The following is a 22,770-nucleotide window of genomic DNA, read 5'->3' as shown; positions in this document are numbered from 1 at the left end:
ATGCCCCATGCCCCATGCCCCATGCCCCATGCCCAATTAATACATTCCACTCCAAGAACGGAGTATGGGAAAAACAAAAGAAATTGGTGATTGTTCGTCAACTTTGACGCGGACTGAGGAGGTAGTTCCTGAGGTGACTTTGGCTTCTGGCCCCTTTGAAGATGACCAGCGAAAACCGCTTTTAGTTGAGGGATCTGCATCGAGTTCAGCGAAGACTTGAATTTGCGGCCCTTGGGAGGTTAAGCCTTGCAAAATTTCTGCACCACCAACAACGCTGGATGCGCTTTCTTTGGTGACAGGGAACGACGAAACACTGGTTACCTTGGCGATGATTCCGCCAAAGCGTTCGCGCTTCACAGTAGAGGGAGTGATTTGCAACTCCATACCTTTTTGAATCTTTTTACCTTCGCTGACTGGGAAGAATGCAACTCCCACTAACTTATCAGTGGAATCTTGAGCTTGAATTGTGCCAATACGCGCCCCTTCTTCCAAGCTTTGTCCGGGAACAACCGTCAGTTCTAAGATTTGACCGTTGAAGCTGCTAATAACCTTATTTCTATCTTTTAATTGCGATTTTAATTGCGCGATCGCTCTTTCGGTTTCTTGAATTTCTTTTTTCCGATTGGTGGCGATCGCTAAATCTTGTTCGGCTTGGGAAGCTAATTTAGTATCTAATGTTGCTAACTGGGCTTGTAGTTCTTTAGTAGCGTTTAAGTTAGCTAAATATTGCCTTTGGGCATCGGCTTCTTTGACATCCAGTTGTTTCAGTTGCGATTGAATTTCATTAATCCGGCTTTTACTATTAAGAAATTCCTGCTCCGCTTGCAGCACAGTATCAGTAGATACAGCACCTTCCCGGCGTAATTGTTGCCGCAATTCAAACCTTTCTTGAAAAGTTGGGACTAGCTTGCGTGTGGTTTCCAACTGTTGCTCTAAAGTCCGCCTTTCTTGGCGAATTGACTCTAAACCCTTCTCCCGCAGAATTGGGGTTACAGATTTAGTAGTATCTAAACTTTGTAACAGTGCTTGACGCTGTTGTTGCGTTGCACCCTGATCCAGAACTGTGCGTTGCGCTTGCAAAGAATTAGCGCTGCGGTCTTGTTCTTGCAGTTGCAACAGCTTCGCCCGTGCCATATCCAACTTTTCTTGCAGTTCCGTTTGGTCGATAGTTGCAATCACCTGTCCCTTCTTAACGCGATCGCCTGGACGCACAAACAAATTCAAAATTTGCCCAGAACTCGGAGACTGAAAAGGCACAACCTTACTAGGGAAAACCACTACCCCTTGTCCATTCACAGTAATGGGAATCCGACCGTAAACACTCCAAGCCACTCCCACCGCCACCAAAGAACCCAACGCCGCCAACGGAATCCACTTCTTCGGCTGCACCACCTGCATCAATTGATCCAGGCGTTCCGGGGAAGATAAACGATCCAGCGCTTCTTTACGAAATATATTGTTTTTTTGAGCCGTAACCATAGTGACTCCAAATATAAATAGGGCATTGGGCATGGGGCATGGGGGAAAGGGTAATGGGTAATAGTAATTTCTCCCTCATCTACCTCATCCCCCTCATCCCCCTCATCTACCTCATCCCCCTCATCTCTCCCTGCTCCCTGCCCCCTGCCCCCTGCTCAATTCGCCTTCAACTGCTTCAACATCCAATCAAACCGCGTTCCTGCTAGGGTTACTTGGGCTAAAAATCCGGAACTTAGTTCATCTTCATAAGTAAGGCTACTGTCTAAAGATTTACCGGAACTATATGTAATTCTGCCGTAACCCAGGCGATTGATAATTCCTTGCTGCTTGTCTGCTAGCAATATTGCTAACACGCGATAGAATCGGGCAGCAAAACCCACATCATGTAACAATTTTGCAGCCAATCGCCAACGGGGAATAGCCAGAACGATCGCATCTTCAATGGCGCGAATTGTCATCGGTGGTGGACTGGCTTCTACAAAGGGGGTTTCGCCTACCATGTCGCCGCGCGATAATCTAGCAAATTCTGTTTCGATGGTTTCTGTGTTTTCTAAATTAGAAAAGGCGCGGGTGAGGGGGTTGCTAGCATCTTCGGCAGTGGAAGCTACCATTTTGCCATCTAATAAAATATAAAAAGCATCAACGGGTCGTCCGGCTTGAAATAAAACTTCTCCCGCCAAAATTCTCTTAGCTTCGCCGGCTGCAATCATCCAGCCGATATCGCTATCGCTTAATTCCGCAAATGTAAATAAAATCTCGCGGATTTGCGGTTGGAAGAGTACAATTGTGCTTTGACCAATTTGGCTGACAATTTGTTCTAAACGGTGAGCCAATAAAACTGCGATCGCGCGATAAAAATGAGCCGCAAAGGTAATATCTTCTTGGAGTTTTTTCACCAATTCCTGCTGCGGAACCATCAGCACTAGAGACTTTTTCGCAGCTTTAATCGTCGTTGCAGACTGGTAGGATGTTAAGAAAGGCATTTCTCCCACCACTTCCCCATTTGTCAGTCTTGTAATCTCCCGTCCTGACAATTCGCCACCTTCTAAGGCTGCAAACGCCCGACCAATCGGGTTATCGTCAGCTTGAGCAACAGAAACGGACAATGCACCATCGAGTAAAATATAAAGCGCATCAACCGGTGCCCCTTGGCGGATGAGAATCGTGCCGGCAGTAATTTCTTCTCTCCGACCCGTTGCTAATATCCAGTCAATATCACTATTTGTGAGTTCCTTCAGTAGAACTTCTGTCATAATTTAAATTCCTTCTGTTCTGCTAACGGGAGAGAAATGGGGAGTGCAGAAATAACTACCGATCAATCTCCCCATCGCGCAAACTCAAAAGGATGAAGTGTCAAGGATAAAGGATGAAAATAGGTAGATATTTCACCCTTTATCCTTCATCCTTCATCCTTCATCCTTCAGATGATTCACTAGTGTAAGTGTGAGAATTGCCGTACTTATCTTTCCAATAAGGAAGCTTTGTATTTTTGAGATGTTTTGTAATTTCTTGAGATACATCATTATAAATATCGCTTGTGGGATACTGACCTGGATAAGGTTCACCCACAGCCACACCACCTGCAATAGTTATCAGTTCTTCAGCTGATAATTCTTGTACTTCGATTTTCTTTTCATTTTCCATTGAAATTGTTTCTCCTTGTAATAAATTTAAAATCGAACGAACATTGATTGACACCAGAAACATTACAGAAACTCAATTTTGGAACTTCCAGAAAATAAATTATCCAATTAACAAGAGTAAATATTCTCTTACTCTCCCTACCAAGAAAGCTATAGGATATTGTTTTAATTGGAAGTTTCTTATGCAGAACCGTCGAGTGCAGATGAACCGCCAAATAACTCGTTAAGCACTTTTAAATCATCGGTTGTTGCATCAACAATGGTGACTTGGAGAAATGACGATTCTATGGTTTCTGCCTTAAATGCTGAATTTGCTAATCTTTTATGAGATCCAGATACAGTTTGGTCGTTAGATATCACTGTCGATGCAAATCTTGCAGCTTGAAACTTCAGACTGAAACCACCAGCTACTTCGTCTAACTCCTCATCCGACAATTCGGTCACGTCATCATTAGGAGTAATTTCGTCACCTAACATAATCGGTTGTTTTGTGATTGAATTGAATTCAATAAAGAGGGCGATCATCAAACTAGCTAGCTAGTCAATTAAGCCCTTATCTAGTTACAGTAGAGTTATTTGCCTGTTGTTTGTTCTTCAAAAAGAGCAGCTTTAAAATCATCTGTGGATTGGAAAACTTTACTACGAACTCCGTTACGATCTGCTTCAAGTGTAGTGATTTGAAAATCTGTCAACTCTGCGGTGAAAGCTTCTGCTCTACGACTTGCACCACCAGCAACGTTATCTAGTTCTTCAGAAGATAGTTCTTGGGGTTGAATGTGGTCAGACATGATGTTTTCTCCTTGAGGTATGATGGGTTAAAAATTAGTCATAAAGTTGAGATAGGGGAAGAATCCCCTTTACTCAACACCAAGTGAAGAACGAACTACTTACCTGTTTGAGTGAATTCAACAAGCGCAGCCTTGAAGTCAACGGTTTCTTGAAGGTTGTTGCTTTGAATACCATTGCGACCAGCATTGAAGCTGCTGATTTGTGCATCATCTAGTTCACTAGTTGCAGCAGCTGCAAAACGACTTGCACCACCAGCAACGTTATCTAGTTCTTCAGCGGATAGTTCTTGGGGTTGAATGTGGTCAGACATGATGTTTTCTCCTTGAGGTATGATGGGTTAAAAATTAGTCATAAAGTTGAGATAGGGGAAAAATCTTGGGGAAGTATCCCCTTTACTCAACGCCGAGTGAATAAAGAACTACTCGCCTGTTTGAGTGAATTCAAACAGCGCAGCCTTGAAGTCAACGGTTTCTTGAAGGTTGTTGCTTTGAATACCATTGCGACCAGCATTGAAGCTGCTGATTTGTGCATCATCTAGTTCACTAGTTGCAGCAGCTGCAAAACGACTTGCACCACCAGCAACGTTATCTAGTTCTTCAGCGGATAGTTCTTGGGGTTGAATGTGGTCAGACATGATGTTTTCTCCTTGAGGTATGATGGGTTAAAAATTAGTCATAAAGTTGAGACAGGGGAAAAATCTTGGGGAAGTATCCCCTTTACTCAACGCCGAGTGAATAAAGAACTACTCGCCTGTTTGAGTGAATTCAAACAGCGCAGCCTTGAAGTCAACGGTTTCTTGAAGGTTGTTGCTTTGAATACCATTGCGACCAACATTTAAGCTGCTAATTTGTCTATCTTCTCTTTCACTAGTTGCAGCAGTTGCAAAACGACTTGCACCACCAGCAACGTTATCTAGTTCTTCAGAAGATAATTCTTGGGGTTGAATGTGGTCAGACATGATGTTTTCTCCTTGAGGTATGATGGGTTAAAAATTAGTCATAAAGTTGAGATAGGGGAAGAATCCCCTGTACTCAACGCCAAGTGAATCAAGAACTACTTACCTGTTTGAGTGAATTCAACAAGCGCAGCCTTGAAGTCAACGGTTTCTTGAAGGTTGTTGCTTTGAATACCATTGCGACCAGCATTGAAGCTGCTGATTTGTGCATCATCTAGTTCACTAGTTGCAGCAGCTGCAAAACGACTTGCACCACCAGCAACGTTATCTAGTTCTTCAGAAGATAATTCTTGGGGTTGAATGTTGTCAGACATGATGTTTTCTCCTTGAGGTATGATGGGTTAAAAATTAGTCATAAAGTTGAGATAGGGGATGAATCTTGGGGAAGTATCCCCTTTACTCAACGCCAAGTGAATCAAGAACTACTTACCTGTTTGAGTGAATTCAACAAGCGCAGCCTTGAAGTCAACGGTTTCTTGAAGGTTGTTGCTTTGAATACCATTGCGACCAGCATTGAAGCTGCTGATTTGTGCATCATCTAGTTCACTAGTTGCAGCAGCTGCAAAACGACTTGCACCACCAGCAACGTTATCTAGTTCTTCAGAAGATAATTCTTGGGGTTGAATGTTGTCAGACATGATGTTTTCTCCTTGAGGTATGATGGGTTAAAAATTAGTCATAAAGTTGAGATAGGGGAAGAATCTTGGGGAAGTATCCCCTTTACTCAACGCCGAGTGAATAAAGAACTACTCGCCTGTTTGAGTGAATTCAAACAGCGCAGCCTTGAAGTCAACGGTTTCTTGAAGGTTGTTGCTTTGAATACCATTGCGACCAACATTTAAGCTGCTGATTTGTCTATCTTCTCTTTCACTAGTTGCAGCAGTTGCAAAACGACTTGCACCACCAGCAACGTTATCTAATTCTTCAGAGGATAGTTCTACGGGTTGAATGTTGTCAGACATGATGTTTTTTCCTTAATGTTTCAGATTGTGTGGAATCCAGCGCCGAGAGCGATTTGTTTGTTGTTTGCTTTCGCTTTCCTTGCTTGATGTCCCTATAGTACGAATTCAACTCCCCTATACACATCTGAAAAACGTCTAGGATTCTGTCTAAGCGAAGTAAAGAGAAGCTGTCTGACTTTCGCTTATGGGGTTTAGCTAGGACTAAGACTTTAGTCATAGGCTAAGGGGACTAGTTCCCACAAAAGTAGTGAGTTTGCCTTAAAACCTGGAAATTCCACGTTTCTAGCAGTATGAATAGACATAGATCGTCAATTCGTAATTCGTAATACCCTGCGGGAAGCGCAAAGCGCTACGTAGTTCGTAATTATGAATTGTGATTTGTTGCCTGTTATCCAGATCCCCGACTTCTTCAAGAAGTCGGGGATCTAACAACCGCTAAATTTGCTTAATTAATTTATGGCACTAAATATTATTAGCAAAGGTTAGTGGGTGGATAATTTAAAAACAAATAAAAAATCAAAATATCCTATTAATTTAATGTGCATGAATTGGTAAACATTTTGTAAGCAAAGAGGAAACAGCAATGTTGAACAGATTTAAATTAGCAACTAAATTTACCTTTCTTCTATCGCTGGTTTTCCTCTGTGCGATCGCAGTCAGTGGTTTTACTTTATCTCATGCACTAGAACATAAGGCGGAAGCCGAAATTGGTTACCGTAGCCAAATTCTGGCAGAGACGATGGACTCTATCAGAAACTTCACCAACACAAAAGTCAGTCCTCTGCTGTTACCGATGGTGGAAACTCAATCGACCTTTGTCCCGGAGACGATTCCCAGTTATGCAGTTAGAGAAGTGTTTGAAAATCTGCGGAAAAATCCAGAATATAAAGATTACTTTTATAAAGATGCCAATCTCAATCCCACCAATATGAGGGATAAGGCTGATACATTTGAGATGCAGGTTATTGAACGATTTCGCAACGAACCAGAACTGAAAAACATTTCAGGTTTCCGCGATTCTTTTGAAGAAAAACTGTTCTATAGCGCTCGTCCTTTTGTTGTTAAAAACCCTACTTGTTTACGCTGCCATAGTACACCGGAAGCTGCGCCAAGAAGTCATGTTTTAAGTTACGGTTCCGAAAATGGCTATGGATGGGAACTCAATAAAGTGCTAGGTACTCAAATCATTTACCTTCCTGCTAAAAAGGTATTTGATGATGCTAACCGTGCTTTTATATTATTCATTAGCTTATTTATTGTTATCTTCGCTGTAGTAATTTTATTAATTAATTATTTACTGAAACGCAATGTGCTACAACCCCTCAAACCAATGGCACAATTAGCGCAGAAAATGACTATGGCTCAAATTAGTTCTGAAGAAGCGGAAGAATTTGACCGCCAAAAGCTCACACCCATCGTTAAACGCAATGATGAATTAGGACAGATGGGGAGAGTTTTTCAACGCATGATGCATGAAATTTATGCTCGTGAACAACAAATGACGCAGCAATTACAAAAACTCAGAATCGAAATTGATGAAACAAGACGCGCGCGTCAAGTTGCAGAAATTGAGGGATCAGAATCATTCCAACAATTGCAAGAAGAAGCAAGGATTATGAGAAGTAAACGCAACAACGGGAATCAGTGAAGATGAGGGGGATGAGGGAGATGAAGAAGACAAATACTAATTACCCATTCCCCATTCCCCATTCCCCAATTACGAATTACGAATTACGAACTACTAATTACCATTGAGGTTTTATCGTGTCTGAAATAATTTCTGTGCATTCATTCCGTGGCGGAACTGGTAAATCAAACGTTACAAGTAATCTGGCTACTTTAATTGCTCGTTCTGGAAAGCGAGTAGGAGTTGTTGATACTGATATTCAATCTCCTGGTATTCATGTTTTGTTTGGGTTAGAAGAAGCACGCATTCGCTATACCCTGAATGATTATTTATGGGGACGTTGTGCGATTGAAGATGCAGTTTATGATGTGAGTTCTGTGCTTAAACAAAAACCATCTTTATTTAGCCGTCAGGGAAATATTTATCTCTTGCCTTCTAGTATTAAGATGAGTGATATTTCTCGGATTTTACGCGAAGGTTATGACGCGCGCTTGCTGAATGATGGTTTACGCCATTTAGTAAAGCGTTTAAAACTAGATTATCTATTAATTGATACTCACCCTGGTATTAACGAAGAAACTTTGCTTTCAATTATTCTTTCTGATACCTTGGTGTTGATTCTACGTCCAGATAAACAAGATTACCAAGGGACAGCCGTAGCAGTTGATGTGGCGAAGAAATTAGAAGTACCAAAAATGCTTTTAGTGGTTAACAAAGCACTACCATCTTTAAATTTTAATGAGTTACGGCAAAAAATCCAAAGTACCTACGCCACCCCTGTAGCTGGAATTTTACCTGTGAGTGAAGAGATGTTCAATTTAGGCAGTAGTGGCATTTTCAGCTTACAGTATCCCAATCATCCTTGGACAGAAACAATCAGTGCGATCGCAAAACAAGTTATGGGTACTAAAACAAAATCTATGGTGTAATTTATATCACTATTAACTTGAATAATATCATGCAAATTTTCCATCCCCGTAAGGGGTTCAAGCATGTTACCATCTTTCTCGATGCGTTACGCTATCGCTAACGCATCCTACAATTTAAGGTTTACTTTATATGGTAAGTCTTTAACTGAACAAGATACAGCAGATTCGATGTTTATAAGGTACAGCAACTAATTGAAAAAAGTAAAGAGTAATAAGTAAATTTCCTACTCATTACTCATTACTCATTACTCATTACTCATTACTCATTACTCATTACTCATTACTCATTACTCATTACTCATTACTCATTACTCATGATGTACCTCACTTACTTCAAAAGTGCTGTATTACTCATCTTCATCCCAATCATCATCTTCGCTCCAATATTGTCGCGGTGCGTCGCCGTGAATTTCTAAAATTTTGGCTTTTTTAATTTTGTTATCTAGTGGTTGAATGTCTTCTAATTGCACATTAAATTGCCAATTATCGCCAAAATCATAAAGATAAGTCATGCTTGTCCCCAGTTCTAATGGTAAATCACCAATACGGACTTGATCGGCAAATGGGGGTGATTCTGTATAGGGATGACCTATTGTACAAGTACGACCAAAACGGTCTTTATAACTAAATTCATATAGGTGATCGTAGTCGAAATCAAAAGCATCAAGAATTGTGCTAGCTAACCAGCTTAATTCTCTTTTGGCTGGGATAGCAATTCGTCGCCAAGATTTAGCAACCGATACTTTAAAAATATAAATACCATCAGTAAATCCTTGTTTGGGTAGGATTAAATTATTTTGCCATTCAGGAAAGAACGGCTGAAAATGAGGCTGTAATTGCCCAAAATTTATATTTATTTCTTCTTCAAATTTGCCTGTAATTCCTACTGGAAAGAGTAACCTAAACATCGCATCACCAAGGGGTAAACGTTCTACACTGGTAATGCGCCATCCCTTACCTTCTTGAGCTTTTGCTTGTTGAATGGTTAGTAATCCAAATAATTCTAATAAAGCAATATTATGCAGACCAGGATAATAGCCAAGAACTTGTTGGTCGTCATATTTAGCTAACTTTAAGCCTTGATCGGGAATCCGCGCCCAAAATTGAATACATTTAAATAAATTATTCCATGTATCTTGGCGCTCACCTAAAATTTCGTTATTTCCCCAAATTAACCAAGCTTCTAATAAGGTAAAATAACGTTCTGTAAAATTGAGCTTAGACCAAGATTCTAAAACAGCTTCATCTAATACTAAAAACTGTTTTCTACCTTGAGATTTAATTTGCACGATTCCTGAACTACGTAATAACAGATAAAGCCCATTGATGTAAGGATATGATTTTTGTACAGGACGTTTCAGTTTAGTATCAATTGGGTGGCTTAACTGTAAATTTAGTTCCGATAAGACTTTTAGTGGTAAAAGATGATTAACGCTACTGACTTCTACACCTTTTGGTTGGATAAAATCGATTAAAGATTGGAAGTCACGCAGAATTGTCCCTGGTTGATTTTCATCGATACTGAGTTCTGTGAACAGTGCTTGCTGTGACTCTGTAATATAAGGTAGTTCCTGATTTAGAGTCAGGTTGATGCTGGCAAATAAGTCTTCCATAATTCAAAAATTTAAATTGAATTAAAAAATTAAATTTAGTTTTTGGACTAGCACACAATTATTCGATATTTATACTACGAATGAATAATTAAACAAACTTCGGCAAAGATGAATGGTAATATTTTCGCTTGCTAGCTAAAAATTATCTGAACTTTGATATGAACAGTAACACTCGCTTACAGATGATTCTCGCTGATTCACCTGTAGGGATGATTTTAAGAGCGATCGCACCACTTCACCTACCTGACTGGTGGTTAGCAGGCGGTGCGGTGCGAAATACTGTTTGGCGGGCAATTTTTGGTAATGATTGCGCTTTAGTAATCAAAGACTTTGATATTGCATTTTTCGATATCCAAGGAAACCGTTCCCAAGAACAAGCAGCAAAAGCTATTCTCCAAGAACAGTTTCCTAACCAAGAGTTTGATGTCAAAAATCAAGCCAGTTTTGCCCGGTGGCGTGATGGCGAAAGAACCTACAATAGTACAGAAGACGGCATCGCCCAATGGTTACATACTGCAACGGCTGTAGGAGTGCGGTTAAATGCTCAAGGAGAATGGCAATTTTTTACCCCCTACGGTTTGGATGATTTATTTAATGGCATCATCCGCCCTACACCCGTAAATATTGATAATCATCATGCTCGTCAAAAAGCATCTAGTTTCTTACAAAAATGTCCTTATTTGCAACTAGCCTAGAGTAATTTTATTTGTTTTTATTGATAAAACGTAGGGTGTGTTGTCGCGCAGCGCAACGCACCATTCCCCCTTCCCCCTTCCCCCTTCCCCAATCCCCAGCCCCCAACCCCCCGAAAACGCACCGCGATCGCTACATTAGAAGAATATAAACAAAAATCATAATTAACCAAGAGCGATCGCATCTCACACACAATCATGACTCAAAGTGCTACTCTTTCTCAGAATCCCCTACTCAAGGGTGCTGGCTTACCTCCCTTTGCGGAAATCAAAGCGGAACAAGTAATCCCAGCCTTCAAGGAACTGTTAACAGAACTGGATTCCGAACTTACTGCTTTAGAAAAGAATGTACAGCCTACTTGGAGCGGTTTAGTAGAACCTTTAGACAAAATCTCAGACAAGCTGTCTTGGAGTTGGGGTATAGTCAACCATTTAATGGGTGTCAAGAATAGCCCAGAACTACGGGAAGCTCATGAAGCAGTGCAACCAGATGTGGTGCAATTTATCACCAAACTGGGTCAAAGCCAACCTCTTTACAATGCTTTTAAGGCTCTCCATGCTAGTGATGCTTGGAAGGGCTTAGAATCAGCACAGCAAAGAATTGTAGAAGCTGCGATTCGGGATGCGGAACTTTCTGGTGTGGGCTTAGAAGGAGAAGCAAAGGAACGTTTCAACGCTATTCAGATGGAGTTAGCAGAACTTTCGAGTAAGTTCTCTAACCATGTCCTCGATGCTACCAAAGCCTTTAGCATCACCCTCACCACCAAAGAAGAAATCGACGGCTTACCCCAAAGTTTACTGAGTTTAGCAGCCCAAGCCGCTCGTGCTGCTGGGGAAGAAAATGCGACACCAGAAAATGGCCCCTGGCGCATCACTTTAGATTTCCCTAGTTATGGCCCCTTTATGCAGCACAGCACCCGCCGGGATTTGCGCGAACAGCTGTACAAAGCTTTTATTAGTCGTGCTGCATCCGGCGAGTTAGATAATAATCCCCTCATTGACCGTATATTAGAATTACGCCAAGAACTATCTGGGTTACTAGGTTTTAACAACTTTGCGGAATTAAGCCTAGCTAGTAAAATGGCTCCCAATGTCGAAGCTGTGGAAGCACTGTTAGAAGAACTGCGTCGCGTTAGTTATGATGCAGCCGTTAAAGATTTAGCAGAACTCAAAGCCTTTGCCGCCTCCAAAGGTGCAAAAGAAGCTGAAGATTTAAAACATTGGGATATTAGCTTCTGGGCGGAACGTCAGCGAGAAGAAAAATTCTCCTTTACTGCGGAAGAATTACGCCCTTACTTCCCCCTTCCCCAAGTCCTCGATGGCTTATTTGGCTTAGTTAATCGCTTATTTGGCGTTACAGTCACCCCCGCCGATGGTCAAGCCCCAGTATGGCATGAGGATGTGCGTTATTTCCAAATAGCTGATGAAACAGGCGCTGCGATCGCCTACTTTTATTTAGATCCCTACAGCCGCCCCGCCGAAAAACGTGGTGGTGCGTGGATGGATGTCTGCATTAATCGTGGCAAAACTGCGGAAAATGGTAGCAGCAGCGTTCGTTTGCCTGTAGCATATTTAGTCTGTAACCAAACTCCCCCCATTGATGACAAGCCCAGCTTAATGACTTTCAATGAAGTGGAAACCCTCTTCCACGAGTTTGGGCATGGTTTACAGCATATGCTTACCAAAGTTGATTATACTGGTGCTGCTGGTATAAATAACGTCGAATGGGATGCAGTCGAACTACCCAGTCAGTTTATGGAAAACTGGTGCTACGAACGCCCCACTTTGTTTGGCATGGCGAAGCACTATGAAACAGGTGAACCGCTACCAGAGCATTATTACCAAAAGCTGATCGCAGCCCGCAACTATATGAGTGGTAGTGCGATGTTACGGCAACTCCACTTTAGCAGTGTCGATTTAGAACTCCACTCTCGCTATCGTCCTGGTGGCGCTGAAACCCCTGCTGATGTCCGCCATCGCATAGCCAAAACTACCACCGTTATACCCCCATTACCAGAAGATGCTTTCTTATGTGCATTTGGGCACATCTTTGGCGGTGGTTATGCGGCAGGTTACTACAGCTACAAATGGGCGGAAGTTTTGAGTGCTGACGCTTTTGCTGCTTTTGAAGAAGTTGGACTGGAAGACGAAGCTGCGATTAAAGCTACAGGTAGACGCTACCGTGATACAGTGCTGGCGCTGGGTGGTAGCAAGCACCCAATGGAAGTATTTAAAACCTTCCGGGGACGTGAACCGAGTACCGCGCCTTTGCTGCGACACAATGGTTTAGCGGCGACAGCTTAAGGAGTTAAATCAAGAGGGTGCGTTAGCCTTGGCGTAACGCACCCTACTGGACTGACACGCCTAAAATGAGGCATTATACCAATTTGAAAAAAGAATACGACAGATTGTAGGGGCACGGCACGCCGTGCCCTCTGGAATATATTGATGCGTCGCGAACATTTTTTGATTTTGTATCACTATGAAAGAAGCCAGAAGAATTGGGGGATTCTCCCCCAAACCCCCGATTGGGTGACGGTTGCGTCCCCCAAACCCCCTCCAAAATTATTGTTCGGTTTTTTGTTGAGTAATACCAATTGGAAAAAAGAAGGCGACAGATTGTAGGGGCACGGCGTGCCGTGCCATCTAGAATATATTGATGTGTTGCAAACATTATTTGAATTGGTCTTAGATTTGATGAAATGAATTTTTGCTATTGCACCAAAATTAGCTGTGTCAGTCCACTACTTTTATTAGGAACTGCTGATTTAAGCCCTAGCGATACCCGTTTTTATGTCTCAGGATAGTCAGTTTATTTAATTAAGAGATATTAAATTGAAAAATTAATTCAAATAGTAAAGTCATGGCAACCGAGCAAGAGCTTCAATCTCTTTTTAATACCTTAGATATCGATCAAGATGGCAAAATCTCCATTAATGAGCTTTTTTTAAGCCCTGGTTTAAGTGCAATCATCTCAGCTGAAACAGGTGTTAGTAGCCCCCAGGAATTGCTAGCTATGCATGGAGATAAAGACGGTAGTATCTCCTTTGAAGAGTTAAAGGAAGTAGTTAAGAAAGCAAGTAATTTAACCTAGTAGACTGCCAACCCAAAAATGCTGGGTGAAGCCTGGGGAATGGGGAAAGGTAAAAGGGTAAGGGATAAAAAACCTTTCCCCCTTACCCCTTAACCTTTATCCTGCTCAGTTACCTTGGCGAACCACTAGTAGTCCAAAACCTAATACCCAAAATCCCTCTCTAGCCGACGCTTTGAGGGATTTGTAATTGTGGAAAGGGAGTAGGAGCGATCGCTCTTACTCGCCCCTGCCAAAAAAGCGATAGTATATTTTTGAGTTGGAAGTCCCTTAAACGATGCGATTGACAATTGTCCATACTTCCCCATCTGAGCGGACATGGGGAACTGAGATTGTCTTGAAGCCAGTAATAAATGGTTTGTAATAAACCTGCCAATAGATAGGGCTGAGTTGATCGGCGCAAGATTTTAATAGGCGGATTTCTTGGGCTAGTTCTCCAGCAAGTTGATTAATCCGTTGAGCATGAACTTGCGCCACGTTTCTAGCTTCTTCTAGCTGCTGTTGTAGGGTAAGTTCTTTGGAGTCGATTTGCCAACGTGCTAACTCAGCTTGTTTTTGTTCTAGCTGCAATTCTAAGGCTGCGATCGCATCATCTATTCCTTTGAGTTCCACAGCTAAATGGGAATTTTCCCTAGCAAAGCGACGGTAAGCTTCAGCTATGGCGATGGGTGAATCATTCTCGCTCAACACTACATTATTAATAGTGAGGGCAGCACGTTCCTGGTGGAGAGCCTGAATTTGTTGGCTAAGTGCTGCTATTTCTGAGATAATCTGCTGCATAATTCCTATTTATCCTTCATTAAGGCTGCTTGCACCTTGGTTATCCAAAGAAAGCGATCGCACATCAGCTGTAATTCCTACTGTTTGCCAAGCAGTTTGCATTGCTGCTGCTACAGCCTGGGAATTTTGTGCATCTGCTAAAGCCAACAACGTCGGCCCTGCACCACTAATCACCATGCCATAAGCACCAGCAGCTACAGCAGCTTGATTCACCGCATCGTAACCAGGAATCAAAGCTTTACGATAAGGTTGATGTAACTTATCTTGCAAAGCCGTCTTTAACCATTCTCCCTTACCAGTTGCCAAGCCCCGCAACAATAAACCCAAATGAGCTGTATTGAAAATTGCATCTGCACGGCTGAACTCTGTGGGGAGAACCCGCCGCGCTTCTTGAGTTGAAAGTTCAAAATCAGGAATTGCTACCACTGGCACAACATTTTCATCCCAAGGAACATCACAAATTTCCCAACCTTCAGCACTGGTAGCAGCTAGACGACATCCCCCCAATAAAGCGGGAACAACATTATCAGGATGTCCTTCCATTGCGATCGCTAATTCCATCACCTGCAACTGCGAAAGTGGTTCCCCAGCCAGTTGATTAGCCGCAACTAAACCACCAACAATTGCTGTCGCGGAACTACCTAAACCCCGCGCCAAAGGTACACCTAAATCAATCTCAATTTTCACACTCGGCGGTATCTGCTCTATATGTTGATATAACTTGACAAAGGCTTGATAGAGCAGATTACTTTCATCAGTGTTTACCCCTTCTGCTTCTTTACCTGTAACGTGAATAATTAACCCGCCTGCATCCAGACGCGTAAACTTAACTTTGTTATACAGCGTTAAAGCTGCACCAATGCAGTCAAAACCAGGCCCTAAGTTAGCAGTGGTGGCGGGAACAGTAACAGTGACACTAGAAACAACAGACATCTGCAAATCTCACTAATCGCTCAATAAGCATCCCATGTCATTTGTCATTTGTCATTGGTTATTGGTTATTGGTCATTTGTCATTTGGGGTTTGGTAATTGACCTCAACTCATTTGCGACTAAACGCCCTAAATCATAGACTGCTTGCAGAAGTCGGAGAAAGGTTTTGTATTTTCCCTTTCCCCTTTCACCTTTTCCCCTTCCCCTTTCACCTTTCCCCTTTCCCCACCCCTATGCGATCGCGCATTTGACCGCTTAATTGTACTCAATAAAATCTTTACGGAAAATAATTTCTTATCTGTGTAGTTACTAGTATCAATTCCCAAAGCATTGACTTTTGGGCAAAAAAAACTTACGTCTGCATCATGCAGCGTACGAAAAACAACTTAGAATATACCGAAATTTACGGTTATTTCTACTTTAACTCTCAGGGTGCATAAAAGTTTATCAGTCAATCTATAGGGAATCAACAGCCAAATACCGTGATGTCAAACGATTTTGAGCAGCCTGAAGTTAATCTCCCAAATATGGGAACAGGTAAGTATTTAACACCATTTCAGCGTAAACAGCTGCAAAAAAATTTACAAGATGATTTGTCTGAGTCTTATCATCAGCGAATCGAAATTATGTTGTTGGCGGATGAGGGCAAAACTCAAACCGAAATTTGCCAGATATTAAAATGTTCTCCGGCGACAGCACGACATTGGATGCATATTGCCCGTACTGGGATGGCGCATCAATGGCAAGATTGCCCTCTAGGTCGTCCAAAAGCAATTAATCAGGAATATTTGGAACGCTTACAACAGTTACTTTCTCTAAATCCTAGGGATTGTGGCTATGGGTTTAGACGCTGGACAGTCAATTGGTTGCGAAAGCATTTAGCGAAAGAATTGGGAATAGATGTGAGCGATCGCCATCTTAAACGCGTCCTCAAACAAATGGGGTTATCAACAGTCCCCAAACCTACTTTATCTCAGAGTGAACATACAGAGAAAACAGCAGGACAAAAAATCTTGATTTCTGACCTTAAATCCGAAAAATCACGTACTTTTACGGGATTTTTTCTTTGGGAATCAGAAAAATAAATACGCAAAAAAAGTAAGTACTAGTTCAGAATTTCATGGCGCAATATATCTCAGAGTCGCTGTCTGTGCAGCAACTATGCAGTGTCTTGGGTGATTCCCTCTCCTCAGAAGACTTACAGCACTGCCTTCAACAAGTTAAATATCTTACTCCCAAGGTAGGAAAATTTTGGCAAGGAACAGATGTTGAACCAGGTATCTACATTGTACTTGCAGGTAAAGTCAGATTACTCGATGATGCGGGTGAATTGATTGCAACCTTGGAAGTAGGACAATCATTTGGGGAATTTACCTTGTTTCGAGAGGCTGGTTTTCAAGCTTATGCCGCCAGAGCCAGTGTTAATTTACACCTGGCTTTTCTTGGCGATGCAGCCCTGTCACCATTGATAGACAAGTTTCCGCAAATTTACGCACATTTACTTACCCAAGCACAAGCAAAAAATTCCCTCTTTGTTAGGTCTGACAGTGAAACCCCATCTCCCCAGCTTGTTGAACAGCCAAGCGTCACAAGTTCTTCCCCACCACCAGCCAGTAATTCCCAGAAAAAGATTAGCAAAGCCTACTTTCCCAACCCTACACAAAGAGTCGGGCATTTATGGCAACGCGTCACCAAAAGCTATCCATATTTTGCCCAACAGAGTGCCTCAGATTGTGGTGCAGCTTGTTTGGTGATGGTGTCTCGTTATTGGGGAAAGCGCTTTAGTGTCAATTTTGTGCGAGATATTGCCAATGTTGACCGCAACGGTGCATCTCTGCGCGGATTGTCAATTGCAGCCGAAAGTATCGGATTTAACACCAGACCCGTAAAAGCTAGTCTCGACCAATTAGCCAAGCAAATATTACCTGCGATCGCTCACTGGGAGGGCAAACATTATATAGTTGTCTATGAAATCACCAAAAAATATGTCATAGTTGCAGACCCAGCCATTGGTCAGCGTACCCTCACTCACCGGGAATTTAAAGCAGATTGGACTGGATATGCGCTACTACTGCAACCCACAGCCCTGTTAAAAGATAGGGAAGAGAGTACAACACCCTTTTGGCAATTTTTTGAGTTAATTAAACCTCACGGCTTGGTGTTGCTAGAAGTATTTTTAGCTTCCTTATTTATCCAAATTTTTGGACTAATTACCCCCTTATTTACCCAGTTTATTCTCGATAGAGTGGTAGTGCAGCGTTCTGAGTTAACTTTAACGGCTGTGGGTTTAGGATTGCTAATTTTTAGTTTATTTCGAGTAGCACTAACAGGTTTACGTCAATATTTACTAGACCACACAGCCAACAAGCTAGATGTCGCTTTAATTGTCGGATTTATCCGTCATACCCTACAACTTCCTTTAAGTTTCTTTGAAACTCGTTATGTTGGAGATATAATTTCCCGTGTCCAAGAAAACCGCAAAATTCAAAGCTTTCTTTCTGGTGAGGCATTATCAATCCTCTTAGATTTACTCACTGTATTTATCTATGTAGGATTAATGTTTTGGTACAGTTGGAAAATGGCATTAGTTTCCTTGGTAATTGTACCACCATTCTTTTTGCTGGCGTTGATTTCCACACCATTTTTAAAGAAGATTTCTCGGGAAATATTTAGTGCTTATAGCCAAGAAAGCAGTTATCTCATTGAAGCTATTTCTGGGGTGCGGACAATTAAATCTACAGCCGTAGAACAAACAGTACGTTGGCATTGGGAAGAGTTATTGCACAAGGCAATTAAAACGGGTTTTTCTGGACAAGTTATTAGCAATCGCTTGCAAATTTTTAGTAATGCAATTCAAGCAATTGCCACTACAGTTTTACTATGGTTTGGGGCACATTTAGTAATTCAGAATCAGTTAACGATTGGACAGCTTGTGGCATTTAATATGCTGTTAGGGACTATTATTGCTCCTTTTCAACGTTTAGCAGTATTGTGGAACCAATTACAAGAAGTTTTCATTGCAATGGAACGCATTAATGATGTATTAGATACAGAGCCAGAGGAAAATTCGCAACATCAAATCAAACAAAGCTTACCTTTAATTCAAGGTAATATCCGGTTTGAAAATGTCACCTTTCGCTATAACTTAGAAAGTGATACTAATGTGATTGAAAATTTGAGTTTTCACATTAAATCAGGGCAAATGGTAGCATTAGTAGGTCGCAGTGGTTCGGGTAAAACTACGATTTCTAAGTTAGTTTTAGGCTTATATCCCCCTAGTGATGGGAAAATATTAATTGATGGATGTGATATTACCAGTATTTCCTTACGTTCCTTACGTCAACAGGTTGGAGTGGTTGACCAAGATACCTTTTTATTTGGTAGTACGATTCGGGAAAATATTAGCTTAGGACATCCAAGCACAAAATTAGAAGACATCATCGAAGCAGCTACTTTAGCTGGTGCTGATGAGTTCATTAAAAAGTTACCAATGGGTTATGAAACTCAAATCGGGGAAGGTGGAGGGATGTTGTCAGGAGGACAAAGGCAAAGAATTGCCATAGCTAGAGCCTTATTAGGTAAGCCCCAATTGTTAATTTTTGATGAGGCAACTTCTCATTTAGATACAGAATCAGAAAGAATTATCCAGAAGAATTTTAATACAATTCTTAAGGGAAGAACTACCTTAGTAATTGCCCATCGTCTTTCAACAGTCAGAAATGCGGATTTGATTTTGGTCTTAGATAAAGGTGTGTTAATTGAAAGTGGAACTCACCACGAGTTGATGAGAAACCGTGGGCATTATTTCTATCTCAATCAACAACAATTAGATACATCAGCCTAAATTGAGCATCTCTAAAAATCAAGCATGATATTTTCAAATATTTGATTTTTGAGAAAAACTTAGTATATCTTTATTCCCAGTTTAATTTCTAATACTAATTACAAAAATATTGATGCAAATATATTTTTCGTAGAGGTTTAGCATTGCTAAAACCTCTACCAATATCTTTGTCTCATTATTAAATTGAAATAGTCTCAGCAAGCATTTTCTCCAAATCAAACCGGATGGCTATAGGACAATACAGTTCAGTTAAGAAAACTAATTGACAACAAAACCAAAAAACTAGTTACTCAACAAAAAAACAGAACAATAATTTTGGAGGGGGTTTGGGGGAGAATCCCCCAATTGAGCTAGCTTTTTCCACAAGTGGCAAATCAATTACTATGTTTTTAGCATAACTGTATTGGGCTATAGAATTGCCATAAATTGCAAATTTAAAACAAAAAAGACCTTATGTCCGAGATATTCAACAGCGAAGTAGCAAACACCATCAATGACTACGAAAAGCAAGACAAATCAACTGCAAACATAAATAAGTTGCCTGATGATTGGTCTGAATATACTAAAGATTTGCTTGATGAATTACCCCAACTTTGGACAAGGGGAATGCTGTATTTTTTGCTCAGTTTTATATCTATTTCTCTGCCTTGGGCAATGCTATCTAAGGTAGATGAAACTGGTACAGCTAGGGGAAGACTTGAACCAAAAGGTAAAACATTTAAGTTAGATAGTGCAGTACCAGGAACGGTAACTTCTATCCCCGTTAAAGAAGGAGATTTAGTCAAACCTGGAGAACCTGTAATGATATTAGATGCAGAATTAGTTAAGTCTGATTTGCGCCAAAGTAAGGAGAAATTAGAAGGACAATTAAACAGGCGATCGCAATTAAATCTGCTGAAAAATCAAATCATCGTCTCTTTAGCCACTCAACGCCAACAAAACCAGGCTCAAGAGTTAGAAAAACAAGCCCAAATTGAGCAAGCACAGCAAAATTTAACGGCTTTAAAAAACTCCTACGAAATTCAACAAACCGAAAAAATTACCCAAGTTAATCAAGCAAGACAAACTATTGAACAAACTCAAACGGCAAATAAATTATTAGAAAATAGTCTAGCCAGCGCCCAAAGAGAAGTAGAACGCTACAACCAACTTCAACAAGCCGGTGCTATTCCCGAAATTAATGTTGTTGATAAGCAAGATATCGCCAAAGACAGGCAGAGATTATACGAACAAAGCAAATCAGATATCAAACAAGCTAATCTCCGCCTAGCCGAACAACAAAGTAGTTATCAGCGCACAATTCGCCAAGCCAAGGCAGAAATTGAACAAGCATATTTACGCTTAAAAGAACAAAAACGCAGTTATCAAGCATTAACTCATTCTGGAAAACTAGCAGTACTTAAAAGTGAGGAACAATTAAAGAACTTAGACACAGAAATGACAACGTTACAAGCAGAAATTGCTCAAGCTAATAGTCAAATAAACAGCTTGCAATTGCAATTACAGCAACGAGTCTTAAAATCTCCCATTGCTGGGAGAGTATTTCAACTCCCAATTCAGCGTCCAGGTGCAGTTGTTCAGCCTGGAACAATGGTTGCGGAAATTGCTCCCGAAAATTCACCGTTAATTCTTCGCGCACAAATGCCCACATCTGAAAGTGGTTCTTTACGCAAAGGATTGCCTGTGAAACTTAAATTTGATGCCTATCCTTTCCAGGATTATGGAATTATTGAAGGCGAGTTATTAGATATTTCCCCAACCACATCAGAAATCGATACACCTAATGGAAAAATCGCTGCATATAATTTAGAAATTGCCCTGAAAAGTAATTGTATACCTAGTAAAAATAAATGTACACCTTTACGTCCTGGCGATACAGCAACCGCAGAAGTAATTGTGCGTCAGCGTCGGATTATTGACTTTTTACTAGACCCATTCAAACAGTTACAACAAGGAAGCTAAAACTTAGTAGCTCATCCGATATTTGTGTAACCGTCAGTTATTTGTGGAGCAAAATTATGTCACAAACCATCACAATCAGCAACCAAGATATTCTACATATTGTCAAACAATACCGCCAAATTCCTGATTTAATTGAAAAGATTATTACCCATAAGATAATTGAAACCACCGTATCAGAGATAGGGATTCAAGTAGAGACTGAAGAACTGCAAGAAGCAGCAGATAATTTCCGTTTAATGAATGCCCTAGAAACATCTGAAGATACTTGGAAATGGTTGGACAAACACGCTTTATCGTTAGATGATTTTGAAGAGTTAGTTTACCATAATTTACTAGCTAATAAATTAGCTCAACATCTGTTTGCAGATAAAGTTGAACCCTATTTTTTTGAAAATCAACTAGAATATGCTGGTGCAGTTATATATGAAGTTATCTTGGATGACGAAGATTTAGCAATGGAGTTATTTTATGCGATTAAAGAAGGCGAAACTAGTTTTTATGATGTAGCTCACCAATATACCCAAGATTCAGAACTACGTCGCAAATGTGGATATCGAGGAAAAGTTAATCGTCAGGATTTAAAGCCAGAAATTTCTGCTGCTGTGTTTGCTGCTAATTCTCCCCAACTTCTTAAGCCGATTATTACTTCAAAGGGAGTACATTTAATTATGCTTGAAGAGATTATTCAACCGGAATTAAGTGAGAAGTTACGTTATCAAATTATGTCAGACTTTTTTGTTGAGTGGATAAAGCAGCAAATGAATAAGTTTGAAATTATTAAATTTTTAGAATAAAATTTAAAATTAAAAATTCGGATTTATCTTGTAAATCCGAATTTTGTTGGAAGATTAAGGCTACTAGTTCTTGTCCGTTAGATTATTTCTTTTTCTGATTAACAATAACTAGCTTAAACTGCATAAACTATGGTTTGATCTGATACAGGACAGATTATTGTAGACTTTCTACAAGTACCAGTGACACATATGACTGGTATAGCACCACCAAATATTTGTTCATCCTCTCCACTTAGCTCTTTCATAAAGCTTTCTGAATCGCTAAATAAATCAGCACCAGTAAGGTTTAGATTCATCAGGTCATGTACTTTGATATTAGCCATTAGATTTTACCTTCAACGATGTTTTAAGTTTACTGATAAATCAAATCATTTCTGCTTGATTTATATTCCTATGATATCTGTCAAAATTACTAAAAACAATAAAAACAAGATGGTTTTCAAGACATAAAAATTACACTTTTGCTACTATTAAAGCCAGTAGTAGTCTCGTTATTTAGAAAAAATGCCAGTATTACAAGTTTGGAAATAAATCACTTTTGTCACTATTATTGTGCAAGTTTAAAAAAATATGAAAATACTGCTTATTATTTGTAACTGTTAGAGAGACGTTATGTTTAATTCTCTACATTCATCTAGGGAGAAGTCTATTAGCTAAAAATATCAAAAATCAGCACAA

24 protein-coding genes are annotated in these 22,770 nt (G+C 40.5%); 9 read left to right on the top strand and 15 right to left on the bottom strand.

Going from position 1 to position 22,770, the window contains the following annotated elements:
- Window positions 1–36: 36 nt before the first annotated feature.
- From HG267_RS35395 to HG267_RS35345, 11 genes are all read right to left on the bottom strand, one after another.
- Window positions 37–1,479, bottom strand: a complete 1,443-nt coding sequence (locus HG267_RS35395) for an NHLP bacteriocin system secretion protein (RefSeq protein WP_045870734.1) — start codon at window positions 1,477–1,479, stop codon at window positions 37–39.
- A gap of 155 nt (window positions 1,480–1,634) precedes the next feature.
- Window positions 1,635–2,732 (bottom strand): cyclic nucleotide-binding domain-containing protein, encoded by a 1,098-nt coding sequence (locus tag HG267_RS35390; RefSeq protein WP_045870733.1) that lies wholly within the window; start codon window positions 2,730–2,732, stop codon window positions 1,635–1,637.
- A 160-nt stretch (window positions 2,733–2,892) separates the two neighbouring features.
- Window positions 2,893–3,186, bottom strand: a complete 294-nt coding sequence (locus tag HG267_RS35385; protein ID WP_045870732.1) for a hypothetical protein — start codon at window positions 3,184–3,186, stop codon at window positions 2,893–2,895.
- Window positions 3,187–3,302: 116 nt separating this feature from the next.
- Window positions 3,303–3,599, bottom strand: coding sequence for a CTB family bacteriocin (locus tag HG267_RS35380; RefSeq protein ID WP_155539267.1), 297 nt, complete (start codon window positions 3,597–3,599; stop codon window positions 3,303–3,305).
- Window positions 3,600–3,694: 95 nt separating this feature from the next.
- Window positions 3,695–3,910 carry a CTB family bacteriocin gene (locus tag HG267_RS35375; protein WP_045870730.1) on the bottom strand — a complete coding sequence of 72 codons (216 nt, stop codon included), beginning with the start codon at window positions 3,908–3,910 and terminating at the stop codon, window positions 3,695–3,697.
- A gap of 95 nt (window positions 3,911–4,005) precedes the next feature.
- Window positions 4,006–4,221 carry a CTB family bacteriocin gene (locus tag HG267_RS35370; protein WP_045870729.1) on the bottom strand — a complete coding sequence of 72 codons (216 nt, stop codon included), beginning with the start codon at window positions 4,219–4,221 and terminating at the stop codon, window positions 4,006–4,008.
- A gap of 108 nt (window positions 4,222–4,329) precedes the next feature.
- A complete protein-coding gene (locus tag HG267_RS35365; RefSeq protein WP_045870728.1) occupies window positions 4,330–4,545 on the bottom strand; it encodes a CTB family bacteriocin in 216 nt (71 codons plus the stop codon).
- Window positions 4,546–4,653: 108 nt separating this feature from the next.
- Window positions 4,654–4,869, bottom strand: coding sequence for a CTB family bacteriocin (locus HG267_RS35360; protein ID WP_045870727.1), 216 nt, complete (start codon window positions 4,867–4,869; stop codon window positions 4,654–4,656).
- Between the two features lie 95 nt (window positions 4,870–4,964).
- A complete protein-coding gene (locus tag HG267_RS35355) occupies window positions 4,965–5,180 on the bottom strand; it encodes a CTB family bacteriocin (protein ID WP_045870726.1) in 216 nt (71 codons plus the stop codon).
- Between the two features lie 108 nt (window positions 5,181–5,288).
- Window positions 5,289–5,504 carry a CTB family bacteriocin gene (locus tag HG267_RS35350; protein ID WP_045870726.1) on the bottom strand — a complete coding sequence of 72 codons (216 nt, stop codon included), beginning with the start codon at window positions 5,502–5,504 and terminating at the stop codon, window positions 5,289–5,291.
- A gap of 108 nt (window positions 5,505–5,612) precedes the next feature.
- Window positions 5,613–5,828: a CTB family bacteriocin gene (locus HG267_RS35345; protein WP_045870725.1), complete on the bottom strand. Its 216-nt coding sequence runs from the start codon at window positions 5,826–5,828 to the stop codon at window positions 5,613–5,615.
- Window positions 5,829–6,411: 583 nt separating this feature from the next.
- On the opposite strand from HG267_RS35345, the gene HG267_RS35340 reads away from it, so the two are divergent.
- Both HG267_RS35340 and HG267_RS35335 read left to right on the top strand, forming a co-directional pair.
- Window positions 6,412–7,476 (top strand): DUF3365 domain-containing protein, encoded by a 1,065-nt coding sequence (locus HG267_RS35340; protein WP_045870724.1) that lies wholly within the window; start codon window positions 6,412–6,414, stop codon window positions 7,474–7,476.
- A gap of 116 nt (window positions 7,477–7,592) precedes the next feature.
- Window positions 7,593–8,384, top strand: a complete 792-nt coding sequence (locus tag HG267_RS35335) for a MinD/ParA family protein (protein ID WP_045870723.1) — start codon at window positions 7,593–7,595, stop codon at window positions 8,382–8,384.
- A gap of 347 nt (window positions 8,385–8,731) precedes the next feature.
- Here HG267_RS35335 and HG267_RS35330 read toward each other — a convergent pair whose 3' ends face one another.
- Window positions 8,732–9,997 carry a plasmid pRiA4b ORF-3 family protein gene (locus HG267_RS35330; protein WP_045870722.1) on the bottom strand — a complete coding sequence of 422 codons (1,266 nt, stop codon included), beginning with the start codon at window positions 9,995–9,997 and terminating at the stop codon, window positions 8,732–8,734.
- 158 nt (window positions 9,998–10,155) lie between these two features.
- Between HG267_RS35330 and HG267_RS35325 the strand changes: the two genes are divergently transcribed.
- From HG267_RS35325 to HG267_RS35315, 3 genes are all read left to right on the top strand, one after another.
- Window positions 10,156–10,692 carry a nucleotidyltransferase family protein gene (locus HG267_RS35325; protein WP_045870721.1) on the top strand — a complete coding sequence of 179 codons (537 nt, stop codon included), beginning with the start codon at window positions 10,156–10,158 and terminating at the stop codon, window positions 10,690–10,692.
- A gap of 195 nt (window positions 10,693–10,887) precedes the next feature.
- A complete protein-coding gene (locus tag HG267_RS35320; protein ID WP_045870720.1) occupies window positions 10,888–12,993 on the top strand; it encodes a M3 family metallopeptidase in 2,106 nt (701 codons plus the stop codon).
- Between the two features lie 559 nt (window positions 12,994–13,552).
- On the top strand, window positions 13,553–13,783 hold the full coding sequence (locus HG267_RS35315; protein ID WP_045870719.1) for an EF-hand domain-containing protein: 231 nt from the start codon (window positions 13,553–13,555) through the stop codon (window positions 13,781–13,783).
- Window positions 13,784–14,050: 267 nt separating this feature from the next.
- On the opposite strand, the gene HG267_RS35310 is transcribed toward HG267_RS35315, so the two are convergent.
- Together HG267_RS35310 and thrB are read right to left on the bottom strand one after the other, a co-directional pair.
- Entirely contained in the window at window positions 14,051–14,560 is a 510-nt protein-coding gene (locus tag HG267_RS35310; protein ID WP_045870718.1) for a hypothetical protein, read from the bottom strand.
- A 9-nt stretch (window positions 14,561–14,569) separates the two neighbouring features.
- Window positions 14,570–15,493 carry a homoserine kinase gene (gene thrB, locus HG267_RS35305; RefSeq protein WP_045870717.1) on the bottom strand — a complete coding sequence of 308 codons (924 nt, stop codon included), beginning with the start codon at window positions 15,491–15,493 and terminating at the stop codon, window positions 14,570–14,572.
- A gap of 484 nt (window positions 15,494–15,977) precedes the next feature.
- On the opposite strand from thrB, the gene HG267_RS35300 reads away from it, so the two are divergent.
- From HG267_RS35300 to HG267_RS35285, 4 genes are all read left to right on the top strand, one after another.
- Window positions 15,978–16,577, top strand: a complete 600-nt coding sequence (locus HG267_RS35300) for a helix-turn-helix domain-containing protein (RefSeq protein ID WP_045870716.1) — start codon at window positions 15,978–15,980, stop codon at window positions 16,575–16,577.
- A gap of 35 nt (window positions 16,578–16,612) precedes the next feature.
- Entirely contained in the window at window positions 16,613–19,336 is a 2,724-nt protein-coding gene (locus HG267_RS35295) for a peptidase domain-containing ABC transporter (RefSeq protein WP_045870715.1), read from the top strand.
- A 453-nt stretch (window positions 19,337–19,789) separates the two neighbouring features.
- Window positions 19,790–21,298, top strand: coding sequence for an HlyD family efflux transporter periplasmic adaptor subunit (locus HG267_RS35290; RefSeq protein ID WP_045870714.1), 1,509 nt, complete (start codon window positions 19,790–19,792; stop codon window positions 21,296–21,298).
- A 56-nt stretch (window positions 21,299–21,354) separates the two neighbouring features.
- On the top strand, window positions 21,355–22,092 hold the full coding sequence (locus HG267_RS35285) for a peptidylprolyl isomerase (protein ID WP_045870713.1): 738 nt from the start codon (window positions 21,355–21,357) through the stop codon (window positions 22,090–22,092).
- 113 nt (window positions 22,093–22,205) lie between these two features.
- On the opposite strand, the gene HG267_RS35280 is transcribed toward HG267_RS35285, so the two are convergent.
- Window positions 22,206–22,415 carry a hypothetical protein gene (locus HG267_RS35280; RefSeq protein WP_045870712.1) on the bottom strand — a complete coding sequence of 70 codons (210 nt, stop codon included), beginning with the start codon at window positions 22,413–22,415 and terminating at the stop codon, window positions 22,206–22,208.
- Window positions 22,416–22,770: the final 355 nt, after the last annotated feature.

The sequence above is a fragment of the Tolypothrix sp. PCC 7601 genome, assembly GCF_025677855.1.
In the GTDB taxonomy this organism is placed as follows: domain Bacteria; phylum Cyanobacteriota; class Cyanobacteriia; order Cyanobacteriales; family Nostocaceae; genus Aulosira; species Aulosira diplosiphon.
The sequence above is the reverse complement of the archived record's forward strand: the minus strand, read 5'-3'. Positions and strand labels throughout refer to the sequence as shown.